The 21,686-nt window shown below is 59.1% G+C and carries 19 protein-coding genes; 9 read left to right on the forward strand and 10 right to left on the reverse strand.

Translation table 11 applies throughout. The features are described from left to right. Positions 1-270 precede the first annotated feature (270 nt). From BOA8489_RS09600 to BOA8489_RS09610, 3 genes are all read left to right on the forward strand, one after another. Complete coding sequence (locus tag BOA8489_RS09600) at positions 271-732, forward strand: hypothetical protein (protein ID WP_093973817.1); 462 nt, start codon at positions 271-273, stop codon at positions 730-732. A gap of 51 nt (positions 733-783) precedes the next feature. Then, positions 784-2,115, forward strand: a complete 1,332-nt coding sequence (locus BOA8489_RS09605) for a 3-deoxy-D-manno-octulosonic acid transferase (RefSeq protein ID WP_093973818.1) — start codon at positions 784-786, stop codon at positions 2,113-2,115. Positions 2,116-2,202: 87 nt separating this feature from the next. Further along, positions 2,203-2,541, forward strand: coding sequence for a hypothetical protein (locus BOA8489_RS09610; protein ID WP_176440261.1), 339 nt, complete (start codon positions 2,203-2,205; stop codon positions 2,539-2,541). 98 nt (positions 2,542-2,639) lie between these two features. Here BOA8489_RS09610 and BOA8489_RS09615 read toward each other — a convergent pair whose 3' ends face one another. Next, positions 2,640-3,530 (reverse strand): NAD-dependent epimerase/dehydratase family protein, encoded by an 891-nt coding sequence (locus BOA8489_RS09615; RefSeq protein WP_093973819.1) that lies wholly within the window; start codon positions 3,528-3,530, stop codon positions 2,640-2,642. A 167-nt stretch (positions 3,531-3,697) separates the two neighbouring features. Here BOA8489_RS09615 and BOA8489_RS20425 point away from each other — a divergent pair, with 167 nt between their 5' ends. The 4 genes from BOA8489_RS20425 to BOA8489_RS09630 all read left to right on the forward strand — a co-directional run bounded on the left by BOA8489_RS20425 (position 3,698) and on the right by BOA8489_RS09630 (position 6,383). Further along, the gene (locus BOA8489_RS20425; RefSeq protein WP_176440262.1) at positions 3,698-3,856 is read left to right on the forward strand and encodes a hypothetical protein; all 159 of its coding nucleotides are present in this window, start codon (positions 3,698-3,700) and stop codon (positions 3,854-3,856) included. Between the two features lie 198 nt (positions 3,857-4,054). Next, positions 4,055-4,252 (forward strand): hypothetical protein, encoded by a 198-nt coding sequence (locus BOA8489_RS20180; RefSeq protein WP_141138267.1) that lies wholly within the window; start codon positions 4,055-4,057, stop codon positions 4,250-4,252. Positions 4,253-4,362: 110 nt separating this feature from the next. Then, the gene (locus BOA8489_RS09625) at positions 4,363-5,211 is read left to right on the forward strand and encodes a CPBP family intramembrane glutamic endopeptidase (protein WP_093974004.1); all 849 of its coding nucleotides are present in this window, start codon (positions 4,363-4,365) and stop codon (positions 5,209-5,211) included. After that, positions 5,208-6,383: a serine hydrolase domain-containing protein gene (locus tag BOA8489_RS09630; protein WP_093973821.1), complete on the forward strand. Its 1,176-nt coding sequence runs from the start codon at positions 5,208-5,210 to the stop codon at positions 6,381-6,383. The genes BOA8489_RS09625 and BOA8489_RS09630 overlap by 4 nt, the downstream gene beginning before the upstream one ends. A gap of 74 nt (positions 6,384-6,457) precedes the next feature. Here BOA8489_RS09630 and BOA8489_RS09635 read toward each other — a convergent pair whose 3' ends face one another. The 4 genes from BOA8489_RS09635 to BOA8489_RS09650 form a co-directional block, all read right to left on the reverse strand. Continuing rightward, complete coding sequence (locus BOA8489_RS09635; RefSeq protein ID WP_093973822.1) at positions 6,458-7,297, reverse strand: DUF6544 family protein; 840 nt, start codon at positions 7,295-7,297, stop codon at positions 6,458-6,460. Positions 7,298-7,621: 324 nt separating this feature from the next. Then, positions 7,622-10,792 (reverse strand): efflux RND transporter permease subunit, encoded by a 3,171-nt coding sequence (locus BOA8489_RS09640; protein WP_093973823.1) that lies wholly within the window; start codon positions 10,790-10,792, stop codon positions 7,622-7,624. Then, positions 10,792-11,895 (reverse strand): efflux RND transporter periplasmic adaptor subunit, encoded by a 1,104-nt coding sequence (locus tag BOA8489_RS09645; protein WP_093973824.1) that lies wholly within the window; start codon positions 11,893-11,895, stop codon positions 10,792-10,794. Before BOA8489_RS09645 ends, BOA8489_RS09640 begins: the two co-directional genes overlap by 1 nt. A 125-nt stretch (positions 11,896-12,020) precedes the next feature. Further along, entirely contained in the window at positions 12,021-12,758 is a 738-nt protein-coding gene (locus tag BOA8489_RS09650) for a lipase family protein (RefSeq protein ID WP_306345756.1), read from the reverse strand. Positions 12,759-12,834: 76 nt separating this feature from the next. Here BOA8489_RS09650 and BOA8489_RS09655 point away from each other — a divergent pair, with 76 nt between their 5' ends. Both BOA8489_RS09655 and mnmH read left to right on the forward strand, forming a co-directional pair. Then, positions 12,835-13,782: an NAD(P)/FAD-dependent oxidoreductase gene (locus BOA8489_RS09655; RefSeq protein WP_093973825.1), complete on the forward strand. Its 948-nt coding sequence runs from the start codon at positions 12,835-12,837 to the stop codon at positions 13,780-13,782. Positions 13,783-13,792: 10 nt separating this feature from the next. Then, positions 13,793-14,866, forward strand: a complete 1,074-nt coding sequence (mnmH, locus tag BOA8489_RS09660; protein ID WP_093973826.1) for a tRNA 2-selenouridine(34) synthase MnmH — start codon at positions 13,793-13,795, stop codon at positions 14,864-14,866. Here the strand turns inward: mnmH and selD are convergent. From selD to BOA8489_RS09685, 5 genes are read right to left on the reverse strand one after another with little or no spacing between them, the layout of a single operon-like run. Next, complete coding sequence (gene selD / locus BOA8489_RS09665) at positions 14,829-17,003, reverse strand: selenide, water dikinase SelD (RefSeq protein WP_093973827.1); 2,175 nt, start codon at positions 17,001-17,003, stop codon at positions 14,829-14,831. The two genes, mnmH and selD, sit on opposite strands and share 38 nt — an antisense overlap. 39 nt (positions 17,004-17,042) lie before the next feature. Beyond that, positions 17,043-17,591 carry a pyridoxamine 5'-phosphate oxidase family protein gene (locus tag BOA8489_RS09670; protein WP_093973828.1) on the reverse strand — a complete coding sequence of 183 codons (549 nt, stop codon included), beginning with the start codon at positions 17,589-17,591 and terminating at the stop codon, positions 17,043-17,045. After that, entirely contained in the window at positions 17,584-18,624 is a 1,041-nt protein-coding gene (locus BOA8489_RS09675; protein ID WP_093973829.1) for a lipocalin-like domain-containing protein, read from the reverse strand. Before BOA8489_RS09675 ends, BOA8489_RS09670 begins: the two co-directional genes overlap by 8 nt. Beyond that, positions 18,614-21,013 carry an FtsX-like permease family protein gene (locus BOA8489_RS09680; protein WP_093974006.1) on the reverse strand — a complete coding sequence of 800 codons (2,400 nt, stop codon included), beginning with the start codon at positions 21,011-21,013 and terminating at the stop codon, positions 18,614-18,616. Before BOA8489_RS09680 ends, BOA8489_RS09675 begins: the two co-directional genes overlap by 11 nt. Next, complete coding sequence (locus tag BOA8489_RS09685; RefSeq protein ID WP_093973830.1) at positions 21,013-21,651, reverse strand: ABC transporter ATP-binding protein; 639 nt, start codon at positions 21,649-21,651, stop codon at positions 21,013-21,015. Before BOA8489_RS09685 ends, BOA8489_RS09680 begins: the two co-directional genes overlap by 1 nt. Between the last annotated feature and the right edge of the window lie 35 nt (positions 21,652-21,686).

A 21,686-nucleotide genomic window follows, 5' to 3' on the forward strand; every position in this document is an offset into this window, starting at 1 on the left:
GTTTTGCAGGAAAGACAGACTGTCGGACGATAGTTTTCCCGCTCCCTGTCCTTCGGCAAGCGTATCAAGCCCGATCATATAGATATCACCGACAGGTCGAGCCCAGTTCAAAGGGCCGTTGGCCGGAGAGCGTTCTGGACAAATGGACAGATTGGACATCCGCCTGTTACGTTGGCTTCGTTTAGCTTGTGGCGCTGGCTCGGAAGAGACGCTATTCGGTCAGAAGCTCCGTCGACGTCTAAATTTGGCTCGTTTGTTACAGAAGATAAAATGAAGATAGGCCAAGCTCGAGAGCTGTACGTCGAGGCTCACAACGCCATAGCCGAAAAAGGAATCGCGAGCTTTGACGGTGACTATGGTGAGCTAATTGTCCAAGCTGCGATTGGCGGGAAACTTATCCCGCCGACTTTCAAGGACTACGATTTAGAGCATCCGGAATATGGAAGGGTCCAAGTGAAGACCCGAACTCTTTTGGATCGAACAAATAAGAGACCAAATACAGCAACTTGCGCTGTGTTTGGAAAAAATCGGCCATTCGATCATCTTGCGCACCTTGCTATGGACCGAATTCTTGGAGTCAGAGGGTGTCTCATAGTGCCTTTGATGAGAGTTCATAAGCATTTGCAAAGAACGAAGGGGAAAATCAGCTTTAAGGGCAGCCAACTATCCGAAGGCGCGCTAGACGTATCGAAAGAGGCCGTTACGGCACAGGCCAAGATTGACGAAATGTGAAATGCCCCTCACAAGAGACATCTCTCAGCAGGACGGGTCGGAAAATTGTAAATGGGGACGAGGAAGGCGGACCACTGGCAGTTACGCGCATACCTTGCCGCGCGCGTCGTCCTTCAGCCGTCAATGCCCTGGATACTGAGACGCAGGCTAAGACAAGGAAAGGAAGAGCCGGAGCGAGTAGGCGAGAAGTTCGGTAAGTCCTCTATCACACGTCCCGATGGACAACTTGTCTGGATACATGCTGTCGGCCTTGGGGAATTGCTGGCTCTCAGGCCGCTTATACGGGCTATGCATTCCGAAGACCCGAAGCTGAATTTCCTCATCACTTCGACTGCGCGATCTTCCGCCCGAGTGATCGACTCGAATTTGCCACCTCGCACCATCCATCAGTTTCTTCCGCTCGATGGCCCCAGCTTCGTTCGTCGCTTCCTTAATCACTGGCGTCCAGACCTGTCGATCTGGTCGGAGCAGGATCTGTGGCCCGGCGCAATTCACGACGCGGATGCGCGTGGCACTCCACTAGCCTTTGTCAACGCGCGGATGAGTTCCGAGGCCAAGGCGCGGCGCGCGAGGCTGAAAGGACTGTATCGCGCTATTTTCGATCGGTTTGCATTGATCTCGGCACAGGATGAAGGAAGCGCGGCGGCTATTGCGGCGCTCGGCGGGACGGTCAACGCTCCCAACTGCAATCTAAAGCCGGCCGCGCAGCCGCTGGCCGTGGACGAGCAAGCCCTCAAGTCGTTCCGGGCATTACTGTCCGGCAGGGCGGTCTGGGTGGCTGCCTCCACCCACGCGGACGACGAAGACGTGGTACTTCATGCGCAGACTCTGCTCTTGGCAAAAGACCCGACCGCACTTCTGATATTGGTTCCCCGTTCGCCGGACCGCGCCGCTGACATAGTGGCAGCGATAGAAGCGGCTGGCCTGAGCTATGCCACTCGCAGTGCCGACGAGTTCCCGGAAGCTGATACGCAAGTCTACCTGGCCGACAGTTTTGGCGAACTCGGCATATGGTACAGGCTTGCCCGTTCCGCATTCGTCGGTGGGTCCTTCGGCGGTCTCGGCGGACACAATCCGTGGGAAGCGATCTGTCTTGGCGTGACGGTTCACGTGGGTCCCGATACCCAGAACTTTCGCACAGACTACGACACATTGACCGGCAAGGGCCTATGTCATCGTCTAACGCCAGGCGATGCTGTCTCAAATGAGCTGGCTGATGCTGTCTTCAATGATGGTGATGCTGCTCGCATCCAGCTAGCGCAGGACGCGGTCGAGGAGGCTCGGGCAGCCTTAACGCCTCTTGCGCGCGACCTCGTCGCCATGGTTGGCTCTCCGACACGATCGTCACCGCCTTCCAATTCTTCTACCGACGTCTCTGGATAGTCCTCTTGCCCTTCATCCTGCTGTACCTCTTCTAACGAGCGCGGCGAGACCCCGAACACACCCGTCACCTTCACCATCGGACGGTTCTTGCCGATCACCGTCTTGGAGCGCCTTTTGGTTTTCTTTCGGATGCGTCGCGCGGCAGCCCTTGTTGCGCGCGCCGCGCCGCTGTCGGGGGAGGACCGTCTGAACATGCTGCTCGATGGTCCCTCAAAGGGTAAGCTCGCGCGGGGGCTGAAGTATCGTTATGTCGCCATGGCGCTTGCGGTGAATACGCCCGGCAATTCCTTTATTGGCGGGGGCGGCGGCATCATGATGATGGCGGGGTTGAGCGGAATTTTCTCTCCCATTGCGACCTTCATCACGATTGCCATCGCCGTGTCACCGGTGCCATTGGCGGTTATGTTCCTTGGCTTGCAGATTTAAGGCAGGCAGCCAGAGCCGTGTCAGAACTTTGCGCTAGACCCAACGCCCGAAAAGCACGCCTCAAAGCCTTTAGACAGTCCAGCCAAGCACCTGATCCATTAGGCTTTCAGGTGATTGCGCCAATCATGTTGTGGCTGGAAACCGAGGAGTTCTCTGGCCTTGGTGTTGTCATAGAAGGTCTCGTCTTGTCCGATGTCACGGGTCAGGGTCACGCCTGAGTAGAAGCGATTTACGAGGTCTGACGTCGGTGTTGCGACCGAGTGGTTGTTGTTGGACACGTTGAAGACCTGATAACCTAATCCATCGACCGCCAGACACCGATCCACCATATGTCCAAGATCGCGTGCGTCGATATAGGCAAAGATGTTGCGACGGCGTAGGTCTGGATTTTCGAGGTAGGCGGGGAAGTTCTGTTCGTATTCATGCGGTTCGACGACGTTGTTGATGCGCAAGCCGTAGATGTCGAACCCGGTACGCCTTTGAAAACTGCGCGCGGTGACTTCATTTGCGACCTTTGACATCGCGTAGCTGTCTTCCGGGATCGTGGGGTGCTCTTCGTCGACCGGCAGATACTCGGGCTTGCGCTCACCGTCCGCGAAACAAACCCCGTAGGTGGTCTCGGACGAGGCGAAGACGATTCTGCCGATCCCGGCTTTCACGGCGGCATCAATGACGTTGTAGGTCCCCATGGTGTTGACGCGGAAACACTCGTTGTCGGTGGTCATCAAGATGCGTGGCACAGCGGCGAAATGGACCACCGCGTCGAACCGGGGCACGCCCGATCCGGGCTCCAACTCGTCGAAGTCTGTATAGCTGTTCATCACATCATACATCTGGCCGGCATCCGTGATGTCAGCGATGCGGTTGTAGACGCCTTCAAGGTCCAGAGGCACGCGGTCAACGTTCAGAACCCGATGGCCCTGATCCAGAAGATACGCGATGGCATGGCGCCCGGCTTTGCCCGATCCGCCGGTGAACAAGATACGCATGGAGTGTCCTTTCCGGTTGTTGCTGCAAAGCCTAGCAGGTCTGCGTTGGATGGGTCGACCCGTTTTCAAGACGACCGTCGGTTGCGCCAATTGAGGTCGATCAAGGGCGTTCTTTCGTGATTACTCCGAGTTGAGTCGAAGTTGGGATTCAGAGTGGACGAAGAGTCATGAAGGCAGGGTATGGCGTGCGGGTTGGCGTTTCTGGAGTGCTGCATTCGGCGTCGACTACATTTTCGGGTTCTTGGAAATCGGTTCTGTTGATCGAAGAAATGCCGCAAAGAGCAGAGGTGGAGCGCGTCCATATCGCCGCCCGCTCACTGCTTTAGGCCCCGTCGCGTTCCGGAGCGACGAAAACCCGGCCGATCACAAACAGCCGGACCGACGTGGGCGTGCCGACGTCGCACTGTCCGGGCAATATCGAGTTGCGCAATTGGCGGAACACGCCCGAGCGGTTCAGGTTGTCGGGCTATGGGCGCTTTGCCAACCCAGCGTCATCCCGGCGGTCGCTACGGGCCGAGGCAGGTATGATTGAAAATCCCGAACAGGTCGCGGGGCTGGATGTGGCGGTGCTGGATCTGAGCAATCCGGCCGATGGAAGTGGCGGCGATCACAGTGTCGCGTCTTGCTCGCCGGCAGCCATTCAGGCGCTGTTCGATATGTCGGATGCTGAGATCCCGCCGCGAGACGGTTGTCCCGAGTTGCTGCGGCTAGATTTGAACTGAGGCGCGCCGGCCAGCGCCGTGATCCTTGCGCTCTTGAGCAATATCAAAGGGCTTGGGTTCGGAGCGTGGCATACTGACCTTTTCAGGTCACAACTGGTTTGGGCATCGATATGACAGTCGCAACTGGTTCGACGCATCGACGAATAGACGATATTCCATCGTTGGCTGTTATCGTCTTCTTTCTTCTGACGTTTGCGATCACATGGGGGCTGATAAGCGTTTACATTCTGGTGCCCGAATGGGCTACCCGGACCTTTGGCGAGATCAGTGGAGCGCATCCGTTCTTTTTCGTGGCGACTTGGGCACCGGCGATTTCGGCCTTCGTGCTGGTCGTTTATTTCGGCGGGGTCGCGGGATTGAAAGCTTTTCTGTCGCGGGTTTTCCTGTGGCGCTGTTCGCGCGGGTGGGTCGCCTTTGTTCTGGTTGGTGTCCCGCTGGTCTTTTTGGCGGGGTCGCTTTGGAAGGGTGGCCCGTTGTTAGCGCCTGTACCGCCCGAAGGCGTCGGGGCGATGGTTGCAGTGCTGTTTATGATGCTTTTTCTCGGCCCAATCGAGGAATTCGGCTGGCGGGGGCTGGCGCAACCGATCCTTCAGCGCCACATGGCGCCACTCTGGGCGGGGGTTTTGATCGGAACGATCTGGGGTGTCTGGCACCTTCCGGCCTTCTTCTTGTCGGGGACTGTTTTCGCGGGCTGGAATTTCTTGCCGTTTCTGGTCGGCAACATCACTCTGGCGGTTCTGGTGACGCCGATCTTTAATCGCTCGGGCGGTGGTCTGTTTTGGCCGATGCTGTTTCACTGGCAGCTAATCAACCCCTTCTGGCCCGACGCGCAGCCCTATGACACCTGGATTCTGGTGGTCGTCGCCGCCGCTGTGGTCTGGTGGAATCGCGACACGATGCTGTCGCGCAAGGGGGCGGCAACCGAGGTCTTTGCCGACGCATCCGGGCATCCGCAATGATCCGGGCGACGGTGATCGCGGCAGTTCTGGCCGCGATGAGCTTGTCGGCGGTGCAGGCGAGGGCAGAGGCTTCGGTGGGCCTGGCGGCTAAGGTGCAAGACCTTCTGGCGGACTTCTACGAGGTCTATGACTTTCCCGGCGCGACTGTTGCCGTCGCCCTGCCGGACGGACGCGTCTTGGACGCGGCAATCGGACTGGCGGATGTTGAAGCCAACCTGCCGATGACCCCCGCGACGCGGATGTTGGCTGCAAGTGTTGGAAAAACCATTGTCGGGGCACTTGTTCTTTCGCTGGAAAGCGAGGGGGTTCTCGACCGGGACGATCTGATTTCCCAGTATCTGCAAGATGCCGAGTGGTTTGGTGGGCTGCCGCATGCCGAAGTGATCAAAGTAAGGCATTTATTGAACCATTCCAGTGGTTTGCTGGATCATGTTCACATCGATGGTGTGGCCGCGCAGATGATCGCGGCGGGTTCATCAGGACACATGCGGCCCGAGCAGGCCATTGCTTTCGTCCTGAATACGCAGCCGTTGTTCGAGCCGGGGCAGGCATGGTCCTACACGGACACAGGGTATCTGCTTTTGGGTCTGGTGATCGAAAAGGCCACCGGAAGAGACTTTTACGACCTTGCGTCCGAGCGCCTGTTTTCCGGCCTGATGCTTGACGATACGGCCCCTTCGGTGACGCCGTCAATCGAGGGTCTGGCCATTGGCTATACGTTCGAGGGCAATCCCTTCGGTTTGCCGCAGCGGACAAACACCGAGGACGGTGCTTTGCTTTGGAATCCCGCTGTTGAATGGACCGGCGGTGGGTTTGTCTCAACGGCGCATGATCTGGCGCGATGGGGACAGGCGCTGTTCACGGGAAAAGCCATGGCTGCGCCTTATCTGGACCGCTTGCTGGACGGCGTGCCTGTGGACGCGGATGCGCCTGACCTCCTTTACGGCAGTGGGGTCGCAATTTACCGCGATACGCCGCTTGGTCCGGTCTATGGTCATGGAGGGTGGATCCCAGGGTATGTGACTAGTCTCCGGCACTATGGCGATCATGCGATAACCATTGCGTTCCAGATCAATACGGACGTCGGCATTGCCGATGACAGCTCGGATCTGGTTCCGGCGCTTGAAGCTGCCTTGGCGGAGCTGCTTGTCGGCAGCAAGGATACCGAATGACCGGCTCGCGTGGGGCGGTCGTAGAGCGGATCCGCGAGGAAGGTCGGGCGGCTTTGGACGCGTCGACTATGGGGTCAGGGACTTGGAAAGCGCAGTGAAGTGACATCGACGATGAAAAAGGGGAAATAGTCTTCGGAGTCAAAGAAGTTGCCTGCCTCGACATGTGTTGGAAGGCGGAAACCCTGAAATTCGCGGAACTCGGAAAGAACGCCGCCGAAGGGTTGAAGTTGGTGCACACGGTCAGGATTTGCATCGCTCCACCTTTGGAACAGCACTTGAGTGGGCTTGCCTTCGCCATCGACCGTGATGTCCACGGACTGAGTGATGTCGTCGAATGTCACGGTGAAACGCGCCGTATCGTCGTCAACGGCTTCCCATACCGTTCCGGTTGCTGGCAGCAAAGCCGCCGGGGTCCAGATTGCGGCCTCGCCAATGATGCGTCCAAAGGCGGAGCGCGCGTGGTCGCGGGTGCCGCCAAGTCGCACAACCGGGATGATCCCGGAGATCCAGAAGCGCATCCATGATCCGCTGTCAGAGCCGGACATGCGCATCAGACCCGAGCCTCCGGACATCTTCCACACCAGACCGAAAGGAGCCGCCAGAATCTGTTTTGCCTCGATTGGCATGTTCTTCGGGTCTTGCTTGTTGCCGAGGGCGAACTGACCCCTCATCTTGATTTCCGCGACCGTATGGAGGGGCGTTCCGGTTGCGATCGTATAGGAAAAATAGCGTCGGGCCGGTTCGGGAAGGTCGGAAATCAAATTCGCGCTGAAGGATTGTGGTGCGTGTGGTTGTGTTGCGATCAGTCGCGCCATTTCTGTGCGGTCGGCGCGGTGATCGAACTGCCTCCACACCACGAGCGCAAGCACGCCGACCGCGATCAGAAAAAGAGAGAATAAGAGTAATGTTTTCATCAGTCCTTGATCTCACTTATCTCGAATAAACAGGCGGCAGCGCAGGGTCATTCCGGGTTACCCCGTGACCCGATGCAGTCTTATTCGTCTTCAGGCGCATATGATTTGACGTGGATCATGAACGACGTGGAGGGATCGGCAAACATCCGGCGCGCCCTGATCCGGGGGATGCCGTTGTGAAATTATGGCTATGCGTTTGGCCTGACTTTCGCCGGTGCGTGGCACCGCGTTCGTCATCGGCGTCCGGCTTGTAGGTCTGGTTGCTATCCTGACAGCTGTTCAGGTGTCGAGAAGGGGTGCTGTGAGAATGAACAGTCGCGTGCCCTATGCTTTCGCGGGTCGTGGGGCAGGTGCGACGCTTTCATCTTCTGCCGCGGGTTTGCGGATGGTCAGACGCAAGAGCGGCGGCACCGTCAAGAGCGTGAGGAAGGCCGACGTCGAAAGACCGCCCACGACAACCGCGCCGAGGCCCCGGTAAAGCTCGGAGCCTTCGCCGGGAAAGATGATGAGGGGCAGCATGCCCATGACGCTGGTCAGGGTCGACATGAAGATCGGTCGAATCCGGTTTCGGGTGGCCTCTTCGATGGCGTCTATCGGTTCCATCCGGTCTTCGCGTAGGTGATAGAGCGTCTGGTGCACGATCAGAATGGCGTTGTTCACCACGATGCCGACAAGGATGATGAAGCCGAGTAATGTCAGCATATCAAGGGGTTGCGTTTGGTATGTGTTGAGAAGAGCCAGGCCGCCGACACCCCCCGCCGCAGCGACAGGCACGGCGATCATGATCACCAGCGGCAACACGAAGCTTTCAAACAGGATCGCCATGACAAGGAACACAATAATCAGCGCGACCACCAGATTGATCTGGATGGCGGACCATGTCTGGCTTAGTTGGTCGGCTGTGCCGGAAACGCTGAGGCGAATGTCGCTGGGCAGGCCCTGAGCTTCCAGAACGGCGACGACTTCGGTTTCCAGAAGCTCGACGGCCTGTTCGAGTGGCAGGTTGTTGGCGGGGCGCACTTCAAGAGTGACGGTGCGCAGGCGCTCGCGGTGACGGATTTCGGTGGGGCCTGCGGTAAGCAGGACTTGCGAAAGCGCCGAGACTGGCACGATCTGGCCGTTGGGTGTCACCACGGGATAGTTGCCCACGTCTTGGGTGCGCGCGGCTGCGGTGACCGACGGATCGCCTTTCAGCACGAGGTCCACGCGATCCGAACCGATGGTGATTTGTGCGACGCGCAGGCCGTCATTGAAGGCGTCGACCGTGGCGGCAAGCGCGGAACTATCAAGCCCGGCGTCCGCAAGGCGCAGGCGGTCCGGGATAAGGCGCACTTCGGGCGCGCCAAGCTCGAGGCCCGGAATAGGGCGGAACTGGTGGCCTTCCGAGCGCGGCAGAAGCCCGGACACGATACCGGCCGCTTGACCCGCCACACCAAGGATTTCGTTCAGGTCCTGTCCCGAGACGTTGAGCTCGATCGTGCGCCCGCCGCCGACGCCGCGTCCGAACAGCGAAGGTTGTGTCATGAAGCCGAACGTGCCGGGTTCGGCGAAGATCGGGCGGCTCAGGGCGGGGATCAGATCGCCTGCGCGCTGGCCGTCGGTTGCAGACGCGCCGACAAAGGAATTGCCGGGGGTTGCGACGAAGAAGAAGTTTTCGATTGTGGGTGTGCCGTCTTCGATCGCCATCGCGGGGGCTGCGTCCCAGAGGGGTTTTGCAACGCCTTCGATGCGCTGGGCGATGGTTTCGGTGGTCTCGAGGTTATAGCCCGGCGGTGGAATGATCAGGCCGAAAACAAGGTTTCGGTTGCCCTCTGGCAGGTATTCGAGACGCGGCAGGAAGGTCCAGCTTGCGATGGCAGCCCCTCCGGCGATGACGGTGACCATGATGATGCCGATGCTGCGCACGCGCACGGTCAGGCGCACATAGGCCATGACGGCGTTGCGAAAGCCCGCAGCGAGGTGGTCGATGCCCCAAAGCCGCATGGGCCTTTGGTCTTTTGCGCTGAGAAGGCGGCTTGAAAGGGCGGGAATGACGGTGACCGCGACGAGCAGCGACAACAGGACCGAGACCGAGATCGCCACGGCGATATCACGGAACAACTGCCCAGCTTCCAGTTGCATGATCAGGATCGGCACGAAGACCAGAACGGTTGTCAGGGCCGAGACAAGGATCGCGCCCCAGACCTGTTTCGCCCCGAGGTAGGCAGCTTCGCGGCGGCTGTGTCCGGCTTCGCGCAGGCGGAAGATGTTTTCCAGCACCACGATGGCGGCGTCGACGATCATACCGATGGCAAAGGCGATCCCCGCCAGCGATATGACGTTCAGCGTTCGTCCTGTCAGGGCCATCACGACAAAGGTCGCCACAATGGACACCGGGATCGAGAGCGAGACGATCAGTGTCGCGCGGGGACTTCGCAGGAACAGCATCAGGATCAGGGCTGCGAGGGCCGCGCCGATCCATATGTTTTGCACCACCAGATCAATCGCGCCCTGAATGTAGATCGTCTCGTCGTAGACCAGATCCGCGATCAGACCGACGTCATTCAGGGGGCCTTCCTGAAGTTCTTCCAGAACGACGCGCATCTCTTCCATGACGCTAATCACGTTGGCGCCGCTTTCGCGCACGACGTTGAAGGCCAGTCCCGGTTCGCCTTTGAAGCGCAGGCGGCTGGTGGCTTCGCGGTAGGCGAAGGACACTTCGGCCACGTCGCTGACACGCACGCGACCGCTGGAGCCTTGCGCTACGTCCGAGCGCAGAACGACACTGCGGATCGCCTCTTCGGTGTTGAGGCTGCTCTCGGTGCGCACCACGTAGCGGCGCTTGCCTTCGTCCACGTCACCGGCTGAGATCGAGATGTTTTCGGTTCGCAGAATGCGCACGACTTCGGGCACAGTGAGGCCAAAGCGCGAGAGGCGCTGGGGGTCGATCACGACCTGTAGTTCGCGCTCGGTGCCGCCAAAGACGTTCACGGCAGATACGCCTTCGATGCGTTCCACGCGGTCCTTGATGACGTCCTCAAGGAAATCGCCATAGGTGGGCATGGCGCGCGTGTTGCCCTCGGCTGCGGTCAAAAGCACCCATGCGATGGGACTATCGTCCGAACCGGAGGTGTTCAGCGTCGGCTGGCTGGCCTCGTCAGGGTAGTTGCCGACGCGATCGAGCCGGTTCGACACCAGCAAGAGCGACTGGCTCATGTCGGTGCCGACGGCGAATTCCAGCGTCACTGAAGCCTGACCTGTCTGGGACCGCGAAGTCATGATCTCAAGGCCATCAAGCCCGCGCAGGGTTTCTTCCTGCGGGTTGACGATTTCGCGCTCGATCTCGGAAGGCGCGGCACCGGGCCAGTTCGTTTCAACAACGACAATCGGTTTGCGCACGTCAGGTGCCAGTTGCACCGGGATCCGAGAGAGCGACAGTGTCCCGAAAAGCACTGCGATCAGAACAGCCGCCACGACAGCGACGGGGCGATCAATGGCGTAACGGATCAGGTTCATCAGTTGGTCTCCACGACCGAAGGCGCGATGTCTTGACCGGGCCTCAGACGCTCGTTTCCGCGCACGACGACGAGTTCGCCTGCGGCCAGTCCATTCAGCACTTCATAGCGGTCGCCCAAAGGCACACCGATGGACACCGTCCGGGGTTCGGCCTTGCCGTCCGCCGCGACATAGACGGTCCAGCCGCCGCGCGCTTGCACAAGCGCGTCTTTCGGCACGGACAGCACATCGCGGGCGGCGCCGATGGGCACGTTGACCGTCAGGGATTGACCGACCGCAACCAGATTGGGGTCCATATCGTCCAGCGTTGTGAACAATGCCGTGCGGGTCCGGGTCGAAGGGTTTTCGACAGGCAGGACCGCACGTAGCGACAGGTTGATCCGAGCACCCGTTTCGGTGTCGGCGGTCACTGCGTCACCTTTTGTCAGGGTGTCGACATAGCGGGCAGGGATGTTGGCTTTCACTTCGAATGAACTGGTGTCGAGCAGGCGGACGACGGGCGTTCCGGCCTGAATGAACGCGCCTGGAATGGTGGCGACTTCAAGCACGACGCCCGAAAACGGCGCGGTGATCGAGGTGCGGTCCAGTTGATACTGAGTCTCGGCCAGGCGGGCTTGGGCCGAGATCTCGCGGGCCTGGGCTTCGGCCAATTGCGAGCGCGCCTGAAACAGGTCAGCCTGAAGATCGTCGAAACGACCTTGCGAAAAAGCCGAAGTGCCGCGCAATGCGGCCGTACGGTCGAAGATGATGCGCGCCTGATCAAGCCGCGCGCGCGCCGTGTCGGTACCGGCCTGCGCTTCGGCGATCTGCGCTTCGGACTGGGCAACGCGGATGGCCAGAAGCTCGCGACTCAATTCGACCATCACGTCGCCCTCTTCGACGCGATCCCCGGCCAGCACGTTCACGCGCTCGATGTTTCCGGCTATCCGTCCGGCAATCGATCCTTCGCGGGACGTGCTGACTTCGGCAAAGACCGGCACGGTTTCCGAAAGCGCGCGCGTTTCGACCACCTGCACACCGACAGCGGCAGGGCCTCCTTGGGCCGCAAGGGTCTGAGGCGCCGCAACAAGCATTGCCAGCAAGAGGTATCCGAATACGCGCATGTCCCGCTCCTTTGACTCCTGCAGAACATAGCCCGGCGGCGATCGATGCAAAGGCTATTGTTGTCTTTGGATTTGTTACGATGGGACGCGCGGTTCAGATCATGCAGACTGATCCGCCAACGGCGCTACTCAATGAGTTCTTTGAGCAGTTCTCCATATCCGATGTCACGATCAAACGACCCCACCGCCAGGAACTCAAGTGTTTGGCGAATGACAAGCGGGTCATTCATCATGAACGTATGAGTGACCGGCAAAACGATATGATCCGTCAGACCCGGAAGGCGGGTCGAGGCGACCGACACCTTGCCGTCGTCGGGTCCGTCGATCAGAAAGGAATATACCGGGTTCAGCGTCTGGTTTCCGGCGATGACACCCACTTCAAAGCGCGGCAGTCCAAGCCGGTTCGGCGCGCTTGTTTCGTCTGTTCCAAGCGCCAGACCCGCCGGGCCGTTCAGCCAACGAAAAGCGCCCAGATCTCCGAATATATCAACAAGCTCCGAGCCATTGTTGGGCGGGCCAAGAAACACTGCACGGCCCATGTTTTTCGGCCGGTTCTCTTCCAGCCACGCGCGCACAAGAATGCCGCCCATTGAATGCGTGACGAAGTGGGTCACGTCATCGCCGCAGGCCTTGACCGGCTCGTCCAGCGCCTGACCGACTAATGCCTCAAACGGCATGGATGTCGAGGGATATCCCTGATTGATGGTTCTGTAGCCAGCGTTTTCGAGAGCTGTATCTATGATTGCCATCGACGACGGCCCGCGCGCCAGGCCGTGCAGGATCACGACGCAATCGGCCAGAGCCGGCAGGGGCGCGCTCGCAACCAAAACCGCAAACATGAATTCAAGGCCGTTCAGCTTCACGTCGTTTCCTTGGGTCACTCAGAATTTGGCACAAATCGAATTCGAACTATCTGCCTGTATATAGGACAAAAAACGGGTGGATAAACCGTTGGAGCATTCTTTAGGCATCGCCATCATTGGCGCGGGTATCACCGGTCTGACGGCTGCAGATCAGCTGGTCAAGGCGGGACGTGACGTCGAAATCTTCGACAAGGGACGGGGCTGTGGCGGGCGTATATCCACACGCCGCACAGAAGGCGGCATCTTCGACCACGGTGCACCCGAACTTCAGGCAACATCGGGCGCGTTTCGTGACTTTCTGGCCGCGCTTGGGGCGGTTCCGGGGGATTGCGGATCGAATTACGGCGCGCCCGGCATGCGCTCGATCTTCGATCCGTTGATTTCGCGGTTGAATATTCGGCAGGGGGTCGAGATTGCCGGGCTTGCGCGTGACAGCCGGGGTTGGGTCGTGCGACTGACCAACGGTCGGTCTGTGGCGCATTTTCACACGGTACTGGTCACGGCCCCGGCGCCTCAGGCGCAGGTACTGGTCGCACCGGTCGCCCCGAAGATCGCGCGCGAGATCAGTTCGGTACGAATGCAGCCCGTCTGGACGTGTCTTGTCGAGTTCGACGCGCCCCTGCCACTTCCTGGCAAGCTTGAGGGGCGGGGCCGCGTCTTGCGCGCTGACAGAATGGCCTCAAAGCCTGCCCGACAGGACAAGCGAGAAGCCTGGGTCATTCATATGCGCCCAGAATATGTGCTTGAGGATGTGTTTGCGGACCGCGCGATCGTTGCTCCGCTTATTCTGGAAGCCTTCGGTGAGGCCTATGGCATTTCCCTGCCGCGGGCGCGCTATCTCGATGCACATCGGTGGCGCTATGCATTTGCGGATCAGCCTTTGGGACGTCCGTTTCTGGGGGACGCCGAAAGCGGTCTTCTGGTCGGCGGCGACTGGACCCTCGGGCGCCGCGCCGAGCATGGATTTGAAAGCGGACTGGAAATGGCCAAGGCAGTGCTTTCCAGAGAGGTCGTGAACGTCTAAGGGAGAGCGCATGGCTTTCACGTTCAACACTCTGTCCGACCTTGCGCGCGGCGATTTCGACACGATCATCGACGTACGCTCGCCGTCTGAATTCCAGGAAGATCACTTGCCGGGCGCAATCTCGTTGCCGGTCTTGTCTGATGATGAACGCGCTGAAGTGGGAACGATTTACACGCAGGTCAGCCCATTCAAAGCCCGCAAGATCGGCGCGGCCCTTGTCGCGAAGAATGCCGCGATGCATTTGCAGGGTCCGTTGGCGGACAAGGACGGAAGTTGGCGACCTCTGATCTATTGCTGGCGCGGTGGCCAAAGATCCGGCTCTTTCGCGGCGATCCTTGCGCAGATCGGTTGGAGGGTCGAAGTTCTGGAGGGCGGGTATCAAAGCTATCGCCGACGTGTGGTCGATTCACTTTATGAAAGCGAAATCGCGTCGAAAGTGATCCTGCTGGACGGCAATACCGGGTCAGGCAAGACGGATGTCCTGCACCGTCTGGTTGGCCGTGGTGTGCAGGTGCTGGACCTTGAGGGACTTGCTGCACACCGTGGTTCGGTGCTTGGGGCGTATGGTGCGCAGCCGTCGCAAAAGGCATTCGAATCAGCGCTGTATCAGGCCATTGATGCACTTGACCCGGCAGCTCCGGTCGTGGTCGAGGCTGAGTCGAGCCGCATAGGCGCATTGAATGTGACACCGAAACTGTTCGAAGCGATGCGGGCTGCTCCAAGGATCGTGATCTCGGCCACCGTCCGCGCACGCGCGGCGTTTCTGGCGCGCACCTATGGAGATGGATCCGTCGACCGCGCCGAGTTCGTCGACCGGCTTGACCGGTTGGTGGATTTGCGCGGCGCGGCCCAGGTCGCGGCGTGGAAAAGTGCAGTGATGGACGGTCGGTTCGAAGAGGTGGCGGCGTCGCTGATCGAGCTTCACTACGATCCCCGCTATGCCAAAGTGCGCGAACGCATCGGGGCCAATGTCGTCGCCTCGATTTCCGCCGAAACGTTGGACGATACGGGTCTCGAGACATTGGCCGATCAGGTTGCGGGGGCGGTCAAGTCACTTCAAGAGGCCCGCCCGACCACGCCTTGAGATGACCAACAACAGCGGGTAGAAGACCGATATCCCTAAGAGATTCCAAGGCCTTGTCGGCAAGTCCTGACGGGACGGCGGCCAGGAAACCACCTGCGGTCTGTGGATCGAGCAACAGATTTGCGGCGGCGGTATTGGGCAAGGCGACGACCAGAGCGGCGCGGTTCGCGGGCGCCAGCGTCGAAGCGATGCCATCCTTGGCCAATTGGTGCGCACCGGGGAAATGGGGCACGTCGCGGCTGTTTAGCACCGCAGTCAGGCCCGCCGCTGCCGCCATTCTTTGCGCGTGACCCGCAAGCCCGAAGCCCGTGACATCCGTCATTGCGTGTGCGGTGACACTGAGGATTTCGGCGGCATTGCCGTGCGAGGTGGCCATGACATTCACCACGTTTTCGATATGATCGCCTGCAGCTTTCCCCGCCATTTCAGCAGCCATCAATGTCCCGCTTCCGATGGGACGCGTCAGGATCAGCGCGTCGCCGGCCCGCGCCTGATCAAAGCTCTTTGCCGTAGCGGCGAGTGTCCCGGTCACAGTGAATCCAAGCGTAAGCTCGGCGCCTTGCGTCGTGTGACCTCCAACTAGGGGCGCCCCGATTTCTCTACTAATGTCCTGTGTGGCTGCGAGAATTTCTCGCAAAGTGTGCGTCTGAAGGTCTTCCGACATGCGCGGCAGGGTGATCTGCGCCAACATCGCCTGCGGCTTTGCACCCATCGCCCAGACATCGCCCATCGCATGCAAGGCTGCAATCCGCGTCATCAAATATGGATCGTCCCAGAACGCGCGCAGGTGGTCGGTCGATATGACTTGCTGGCGTTTACCAATATTAATGATGGCCGCATCATCGCCCGTCGATTTAGCGATGTCGGGATGGACTTCGAAGTCCAGTTGGGCCAGCGCCTCGTCCAGCACCGACGCTCCGACTTTCGATCCACAACCGCCGCATATAGGCTTGACGCCGAGCGCATCACGGACTCCTTTTGCGGCACCCTTCGGCACGTCTGGACTGGCCATTTGAGGGGGGGCATTCAGGCGATCCATAAAGCGGCGGTCGATCAAATCCTTCCAGCGCCAAGCCCATTCGCCAGAGGCTGCAAGTGCATATTTGTCGGCAACGGCGGATTTTTTACCAAGCGACACAAGCTTGAGATAATGCATCTGAGGCACAAAGCGTTTCCGCGCTGAGCCTGTCAGATCGGCGCGGATGTTTTCGGTGAGAACAGGCGCGGCGCGCACAGCGAAAACGCCGGCCTTGGGACGCGGTGCATGGGATAAATCGGCGCAATCGCCCACCGCATAGATACTTGCGTCGTTAACCGACCTTAATGTGTCATCAACGCTGACGTAACCATTCGTTAGTTGAAGTCCTGTTTCCGCCAACCATGGAAATGGCCGCGCACCGGCGGCACCGACCGCAAAGTCGCAAGAGATCGACCGGCCGTCGCTGAGTTTCAAATGGTCTGCGCGTATTTCAATCGGGTTTGCTCCTTCGATTACCGCAATCCCCGCGGCGGACATCGCAGCCTTCAATTTTCGCGAGGTTGCCGCTGACGTCCCACCAAGAATTTTGTTGGCCTCGATCACAGTCACGGGGCATTTTGCCCCGATGACTTCAAGCCTGTGATGCATCGCAAGCGCAAGCTCAACGCCCGCAACGCCGCCACCGATAACACAAACCGGACCCTTTTTCTGTTTTTCCACAAAGGCTTGCCATTCCTCCGCGAAAGGACCGAGGGGCTTGGCCGCGATGGCATGATCGGCGAAACCCGGAACGCCTGCCATGTGGGATGTAATGCCGATATCCAACGAAGCGATGTCGTAGGAAATTGGGGGCCGGCCCGGGACAAAAATCTGCTTTGCAGTTCGGTCTATTCCGGTTGCGGCGCCGAATATCATCCGCGCTCCGGCAAAGCGCGCCAACCGGATCAGATCGATCTCCAAGGCTTGCCGACCGTAGTGCCCTGCAACGAATCCAGGCAACATCCCAGTATAAGGTGCGGTTGCTCCGGGATTAATAAGCGTTAACCGCGCGCCCGGAATTGGTTTCATGCCCCAGCGGCGCAAAAGCAACGCATGTGCGTGACCCCCGCCAATCAAGACGACGTCGCTGACTAAGGGAAGTGGCAGAATAGTGTTCATGGAAAGCAGTTAACGCGACCGCTTCGTTTTGGCGAGTGCTCAGGGCGCAATCCACTGTGAAGTCCCGTTTTCGAAGACCGCGCGTTTCAGCCCGTCGGGAGAAATATGGAGCGTTTCGATTTTACGAATTCTGGCGTCGAGCGCGAGCATCTGGTGCTGGTGCGGTGAGGCCTGCTGCGCGATTTCGGGTCGCGCGATGGGTGTTCCGGGCGCGGGGTCAATTGCGTAGTTAAGGCGCGTTCCGGTCCCGAGACTCTCCCATGTTTTGTCGTCGATACGCGACATCCTGACAGAGACCGACAACCTGATCTGAAACTGTTGCTCAGGGTCCCAGACCAGAATTTCAGCGCGTTCATTGTCGTTAAGATCGATGACTTTCCGTGATGCGGCATGCGTGAAAATGCGCAAAACCTCTGATGCTTGATCCGCATCACGCAACACTACAATTCGCACACTTGGTCCATGTGCCTTTGATGCGGTTGCCAGAACCAAGTTACTCGCTGCAGACGTCTTGGATTTCGCTCCGTCTTCAAGAAGCCTCCAAATCGTTTCGTACGTCCCGTCAAGAGAGGTTAATGCGTCACTCATAGCCGGTCATCTCCAGATATCCGAGACCCCGATGCGAACCTTCTATGGTGACCGGGCCTTCCCAATAAGGAACAATCGTCGGCATCCAGCTTTGCGGATAGACCGCATTAACGTTAACGCTGAAGTCTCGTTCAGGCAGTTCGATTGTCCAGCCAACAGGAAGATCCCGGTCCTCGACGCGTGCCCAAACACGGGGTGTCAAAGTCAACTCTCCGGGCTCCAACGGGTCGGGTCGTCCGTCAACTGTAATCCATGTTCCCACGATGTAGTCTTCCCCTTGGGTGTCGCGCAGTCGATAGCCCATGAACTTTTCGCCACTGTCGAGATGCAGTGAAAACCAGTCCCAACCCGTCTGGGACGGAGTCAAAGGTTGCGAAGACCACTCACGGTCCATCCAGGCCTGACCCGTCACGGCAACCGGCCCACTTGGGAGGTCGATCGTGCCGCGCACGGTGTAAAAGGGCTGAGAGAAATAATGGCTTGCCATCCCGGACGCGGATTTCTGGGAGAATCCATTTCGCCCCTGTGGAACAAAGGGATGTATCGCCTCAAGGGTCAGTTCGTATGCAAAATCAGTGCCTTGGGCCGAAACAGTCATGTTGTTTGGACTTGGGCCGGCCAATTTCCATTCGTCAATTTCGGCGAGAAAGGGCGCGGCTGTCACACCGGCTTGCCCAACGCCGCCGCGTGCAATGCGTTCGGAGTGAAAATGTCCTTGCGGCGTCGAAACGGCGGCGTGCCCCAGCCAGATCTGATCGGCGCTCTGACCTGTCGGGCGAATGGCGTTGCGAAAGAGAGTCCATTGCGCGCCGTAGATGTCGCCATTTGCGGCCTTCATGACGGAGGTCACATACCACCACTCGATTCGGAAGTTCAGGTGCGCGCCATGATCTTCGGGAAACTTGAACCGGGATGCGGGGTCGGGGAGAGCATAACCATCGGCGTCCGCTCCCATCCCGGCGAAACCTTGCGCTTTGAGGCCGACGGGCACTGCAAGAGTCATAAGAATTGTCAGGAAAATCTTAACGCTCATTGGCAAATACTCTGATGAGATCAGCAGGCGGACGGGTCGCAAGGCGTCGCGCGGGCCAAAGGCCAGCGACCCCTGCCGCGACCAGGGAAAGCCCCAGGAGCCAGACCCAATCAAGTGGAAAAATCGTCATGGGAATCTGCCATCCGAAAGCTTCGACGTTAATGATTGTTAATAGCACCCAGGCCAGTATCAGGCCGACAGGTATAGCCAGAATGAAGGTCAGACACGCCAGAACGAGCGCTCTGAAGAACTCGATCAATCCAAGGGTCTTGCGGGGTATGCCCATGGCCCAAACGGGTGCGAGTTGCGGCAAACGCATTGCCGCAAGCGTCAGAAGGCTGGTAAGAATTGCAACCGCGGCAACAGAGAGCGTCAAGACGTTCAGTGCGGCGCTGACCGCGAAAGTGCGGTCGAAAATTTCGAGCGAGAACGTCTTAAGTGAGCCCTGATCGACGATGTTCTCGGGCGGGAGCCCAAAATCCTCGGTTAGGGCTGTCCGTAATGATGCGACATCAAGAGGGTCGAGACGGAGACCGAAATCTGTACGATCGACATCCGGGTAGCGTGCCGTCAGAATGTCGAGAGGTAGAATGACCTGTCCCAGTGGATTGCCGTAATCGCTGTAAACACCTGTAATCGTTGTCTTCCAACCTCCGGGCATTGCAATCGTATCGCCGGGGCCAAGTTCTTCACGTCTTGCCAGTTGTTCGTTAATCAACGCGCCTTCGTTTTGACCAATCAAGTCCCAAACGCCCACAACGCCGTCAATAAGCGGCCAGTTTTCCCGGTAAGTCGCGTGATCGACGACACCGTAAATTTCGCCCGGCGCGCCAAGGATTTCAGTACTGGTGTGCCAGATCGGTAGGACAGCTTCAACGCGGGGTGTGACAAAGGCAATTAACGCTTCGACTTGCTCGTCGTTTTCCGCGCCTATGTAGACTTCGCTGGCAAGCCTTTGGTCCAGCCAGCCAGTGAAAGTCAGGCGAAAGCTGCCGACCATCGTTGAGACGCCGATATTTGCCGCCAGAGCGAGCAACAGCGCCATCAAGGCAAGGGACAGCCCCGGGATCTGTTGACGAGTATCGGCCCAAAACCATTGCGCAACAGGACCCGAGCCGGCGAAGCGCTGGCCAAGATTAAGTAGTATGACCAAAGCGGCAGGGAGTGTTAACGCGGCGGCGATCAGTAGCCCTCCGAGTAGAGTGAATCCTGAAAGCAGATTGCTTCCAAAAAGTCCCGCTGAAACCGCTATTAAAAGCGCAAGACCGGCCAGCGATAGCTGCATGCGCATGGTGCGCGCCGAGGCCATGGACCAAGCTCTTGGAAGTGCAGTTGCAAGAGGCGTGAGACGCGCGACCTGGAACAGGCTTGTAGCGGCCGCCAATACGGTCCCAACGATAGCAATTGCAAGGCCGCTGACCCACCATCCCGGAGACAGTGTCAGGGTTCCTTCCACCGTTGCACCGTATAGGCCGCGCAAGGTGGCGGCCACATCCGGGAGCAAGACGGCGGCCACAAGATACCCAAGTCCGATGCCCAAAGCGCCCGCCACAAGCGCGAACATCAAGAGTTCTGCCATCAGCAGCGCCACAAGACTGCGGGTGGTGACGCCAATCGCACGAAGCGTCCGAAAGACCGTCCGTCTTTGCTCAAAGGCTAGCCCGACCGCGCCGTTCACGATGAACAGTCCGACGACGAAACTCAGCAAGCCGAAAGCCGTCAGGTTAAGATGAAAGCTGTCCGTCAACCGCCCAAGATCGGCCGCGTTGTCTGGTGCGCGAAGGGTCAATTCGGGGGCAACTTCGCTGAGTAAAGGTTGACGAAATGGCTGCTCGCGAAGAACCGTCAGACGGCTTATACCTTCAATGTTTGTAAGGGCTTGTGCGGCAGCGATATCCATGATGGCGAGGCCAGGGGCGACACCTTCGACGACGCGCACCCGTGCGCCGAGATCAGCCAGGCGCAAAGCCGTGGCGGGTGCCGCAAGAACGAGACCGTCCGGTCCCAGAAAATCGGAAATTTCAACTTCAGAAACGGCAGCGCCCGCCGGATTTTCCCGGGATAACGTCAGCGGATCAACGCCAAGAACGCGGACACGGCCATCGCCTCCCGAGAGCCAGCCATCGACCACCGGGCTGACCAGCCAGCCGCTTTGACGCAAGGCGACGAAGGTATCGTTGGCAATCGCGGCGCCTGACTGGTTGATCAGGACGGGATCGCCCCCAAGAACACGCGCGGCGTCGTCGTAGCTTTTTCGGGCCTCGGCGTTGATGGCCTGAACGCCGGACCACAGCGCGGTTGCCAGAGCCAGGCCGGTGATGAGCGTGATCAACTGGAACGGGCGCTTTTTCCAGTGCGAGAGCAGCGCCAGAAGAACGGCGCGCGACATCATTGGAATTGACCTCGGCTGAGGTGCTTACGTCGATCGGCGCGGGCGGCAAGCCGGGTAGAATGTGTGACGATCAGGAGCGCGGCATTCTGGTCACGGGCCGCGGACAAAAGGAGATCAAAAACATGGTCACCGGTTTGTTCATCAAGGTTACCGGTCGGTTCGTCTGCGAGGATGAGTTTGGGCGACGCAGCGATGGCACGGCCTATGGCGACGCGTTGTTGTTGGCCGCCAGAGAGTTGTTCGGGGTATTTGTCGAGGTGGTCGGTCAGGCCGAGGGAGGCTGCAAGCGCGGCGGCGTCGGCGGTTTTGCCAGACAGGCGCGCCTGAAACGTAAGGTTTTGAGCCACTGTCAGCGAAGGAATAAGGTTGAATTGCTGAAAGACTATTCCGATTTTCTCGCGCCTGAGGGCGGCGCTTGCGCTATCGCGCATTCCGGCCAAGTTACTGCCATCTATGATGATTTCGCCTTCATCGACGGGCTCAAGGCCGGCGATCATGTGCAAAAGTGTTGACTTGCCGGACCCGCTTTCGCCGGTCAGGGCGACGACCTCGCCGGGGGCGAGTGACAAGGAGACACCGCGCAGAATTACAACGTCGCCAAAGCTTTTATTAACGGAAGTTACTGAAAGGACCATGTGGGACATTTAACCCGGTTGCGGCGTGCGAACAG

This window comes from Boseongicola aestuarii, assembly GCF_900184815.1.
Taxonomy (GTDB): domain Bacteria; phylum Pseudomonadota; class Alphaproteobacteria; order Rhodobacterales; family Rhodobacteraceae; genus Boseongicola; species Boseongicola aestuarii.

What these genes read in the sequence shown, in the direction of transcription:
- BOA8489_RS09675 (WP_093973829.1), bottom strand. Translation starts at nt 18,624, where the DNA reads ATGAGCGTTAAGATTTTCCTGACAATTCTTATGACTCTTGCAGTGCCC.
- BOA8489_RS09670 (WP_093973828.1), bottom strand. Translation starts at nt 17,591, where the DNA reads ATGAGTGACGCATTAACCTCTCTTGACGGGACGTACGAAACGATTTGG.
- BOA8489_RS09685 (WP_093973830.1), bottom strand. Translation starts at nt 21,651, where the DNA reads ATGGTCCTTTCAGTAACTTCCGTTAATAAAAGCTTTGGCGACGTTGTA.
- BOA8489_RS09630 (WP_093973821.1), top strand. Translation starts at nt 5,208, where the DNA reads ATGATCCGGGCGACGGTGATCGCGGCAGTTCTGGCCGCGATGAGCTTG.
- BOA8489_RS20425 (WP_176440262.1), top strand. Translation starts at nt 3,698, where the DNA reads ATGAAGGCAGGGTATGGCGTGCGGGTTGGCGTTTCTGGAGTGCTGCAT.
- selD (WP_093973827.1), bottom strand. Translation starts at nt 17,003, where the DNA reads ATGAACACTATTCTGCCACTTCCCTTAGTCAGCGACGTCGTCTTGATT.
- BOA8489_RS09640 (WP_093973823.1), bottom strand. Translation starts at nt 10,792, where the DNA reads ATGAACCTGATCCGTTACGCCATTGATCGCCCCGTCGCTGTCGTGGCG.
- BOA8489_RS09645 (WP_093973824.1), bottom strand. Translation starts at nt 11,895, where the DNA reads ATGCGCGTATTCGGATACCTCTTGCTGGCAATGCTTGTTGCGGCGCCT.
- BOA8489_RS09625 (WP_093974004.1), top strand. Translation starts at nt 4,363, where the DNA reads ATGACAGTCGCAACTGGTTCGACGCATCGACGAATAGACGATATTCCA.
- BOA8489_RS09600 (WP_093973817.1), top strand. Translation starts at nt 271, where the DNA reads ATGAAGATAGGCCAAGCTCGAGAGCTGTACGTCGAGGCTCACAACGCC.
- BOA8489_RS09615 (WP_093973819.1), bottom strand. Translation starts at nt 3,530, where the DNA reads ATGCGTATCTTGTTCACCGGCGGATCGGGCAAAGCCGGGCGCCATGCC.
- BOA8489_RS20180 (WP_141138267.1), top strand. Translation starts at nt 4,055, where the DNA reads ATGATTGAAAATCCCGAACAGGTCGCGGGGCTGGATGTGGCGGTGCTG.
- BOA8489_RS09635 (WP_093973822.1), bottom strand. Translation starts at nt 7,297, where the DNA reads ATGAAAACATTACTCTTATTCTCTCTTTTTCTGATCGCGGTCGGCGTG.
- BOA8489_RS09605 (WP_093973818.1), top strand. Translation starts at nt 784, where the DNA reads ATGGGGACGAGGAAGGCGGACCACTGGCAGTTACGCGCATACCTTGCC.
- BOA8489_RS09680 (WP_093974006.1), bottom strand. Translation starts at nt 21,013, where the DNA reads ATGTCGCGCGCCGTTCTTCTGGCGCTGCTCTCGCACTGGAAAAAGCGC.
- mnmH (WP_093973826.1), top strand. Translation starts at nt 13,793, where the DNA reads ATGGCTTTCACGTTCAACACTCTGTCCGACCTTGCGCGCGGCGATTTC.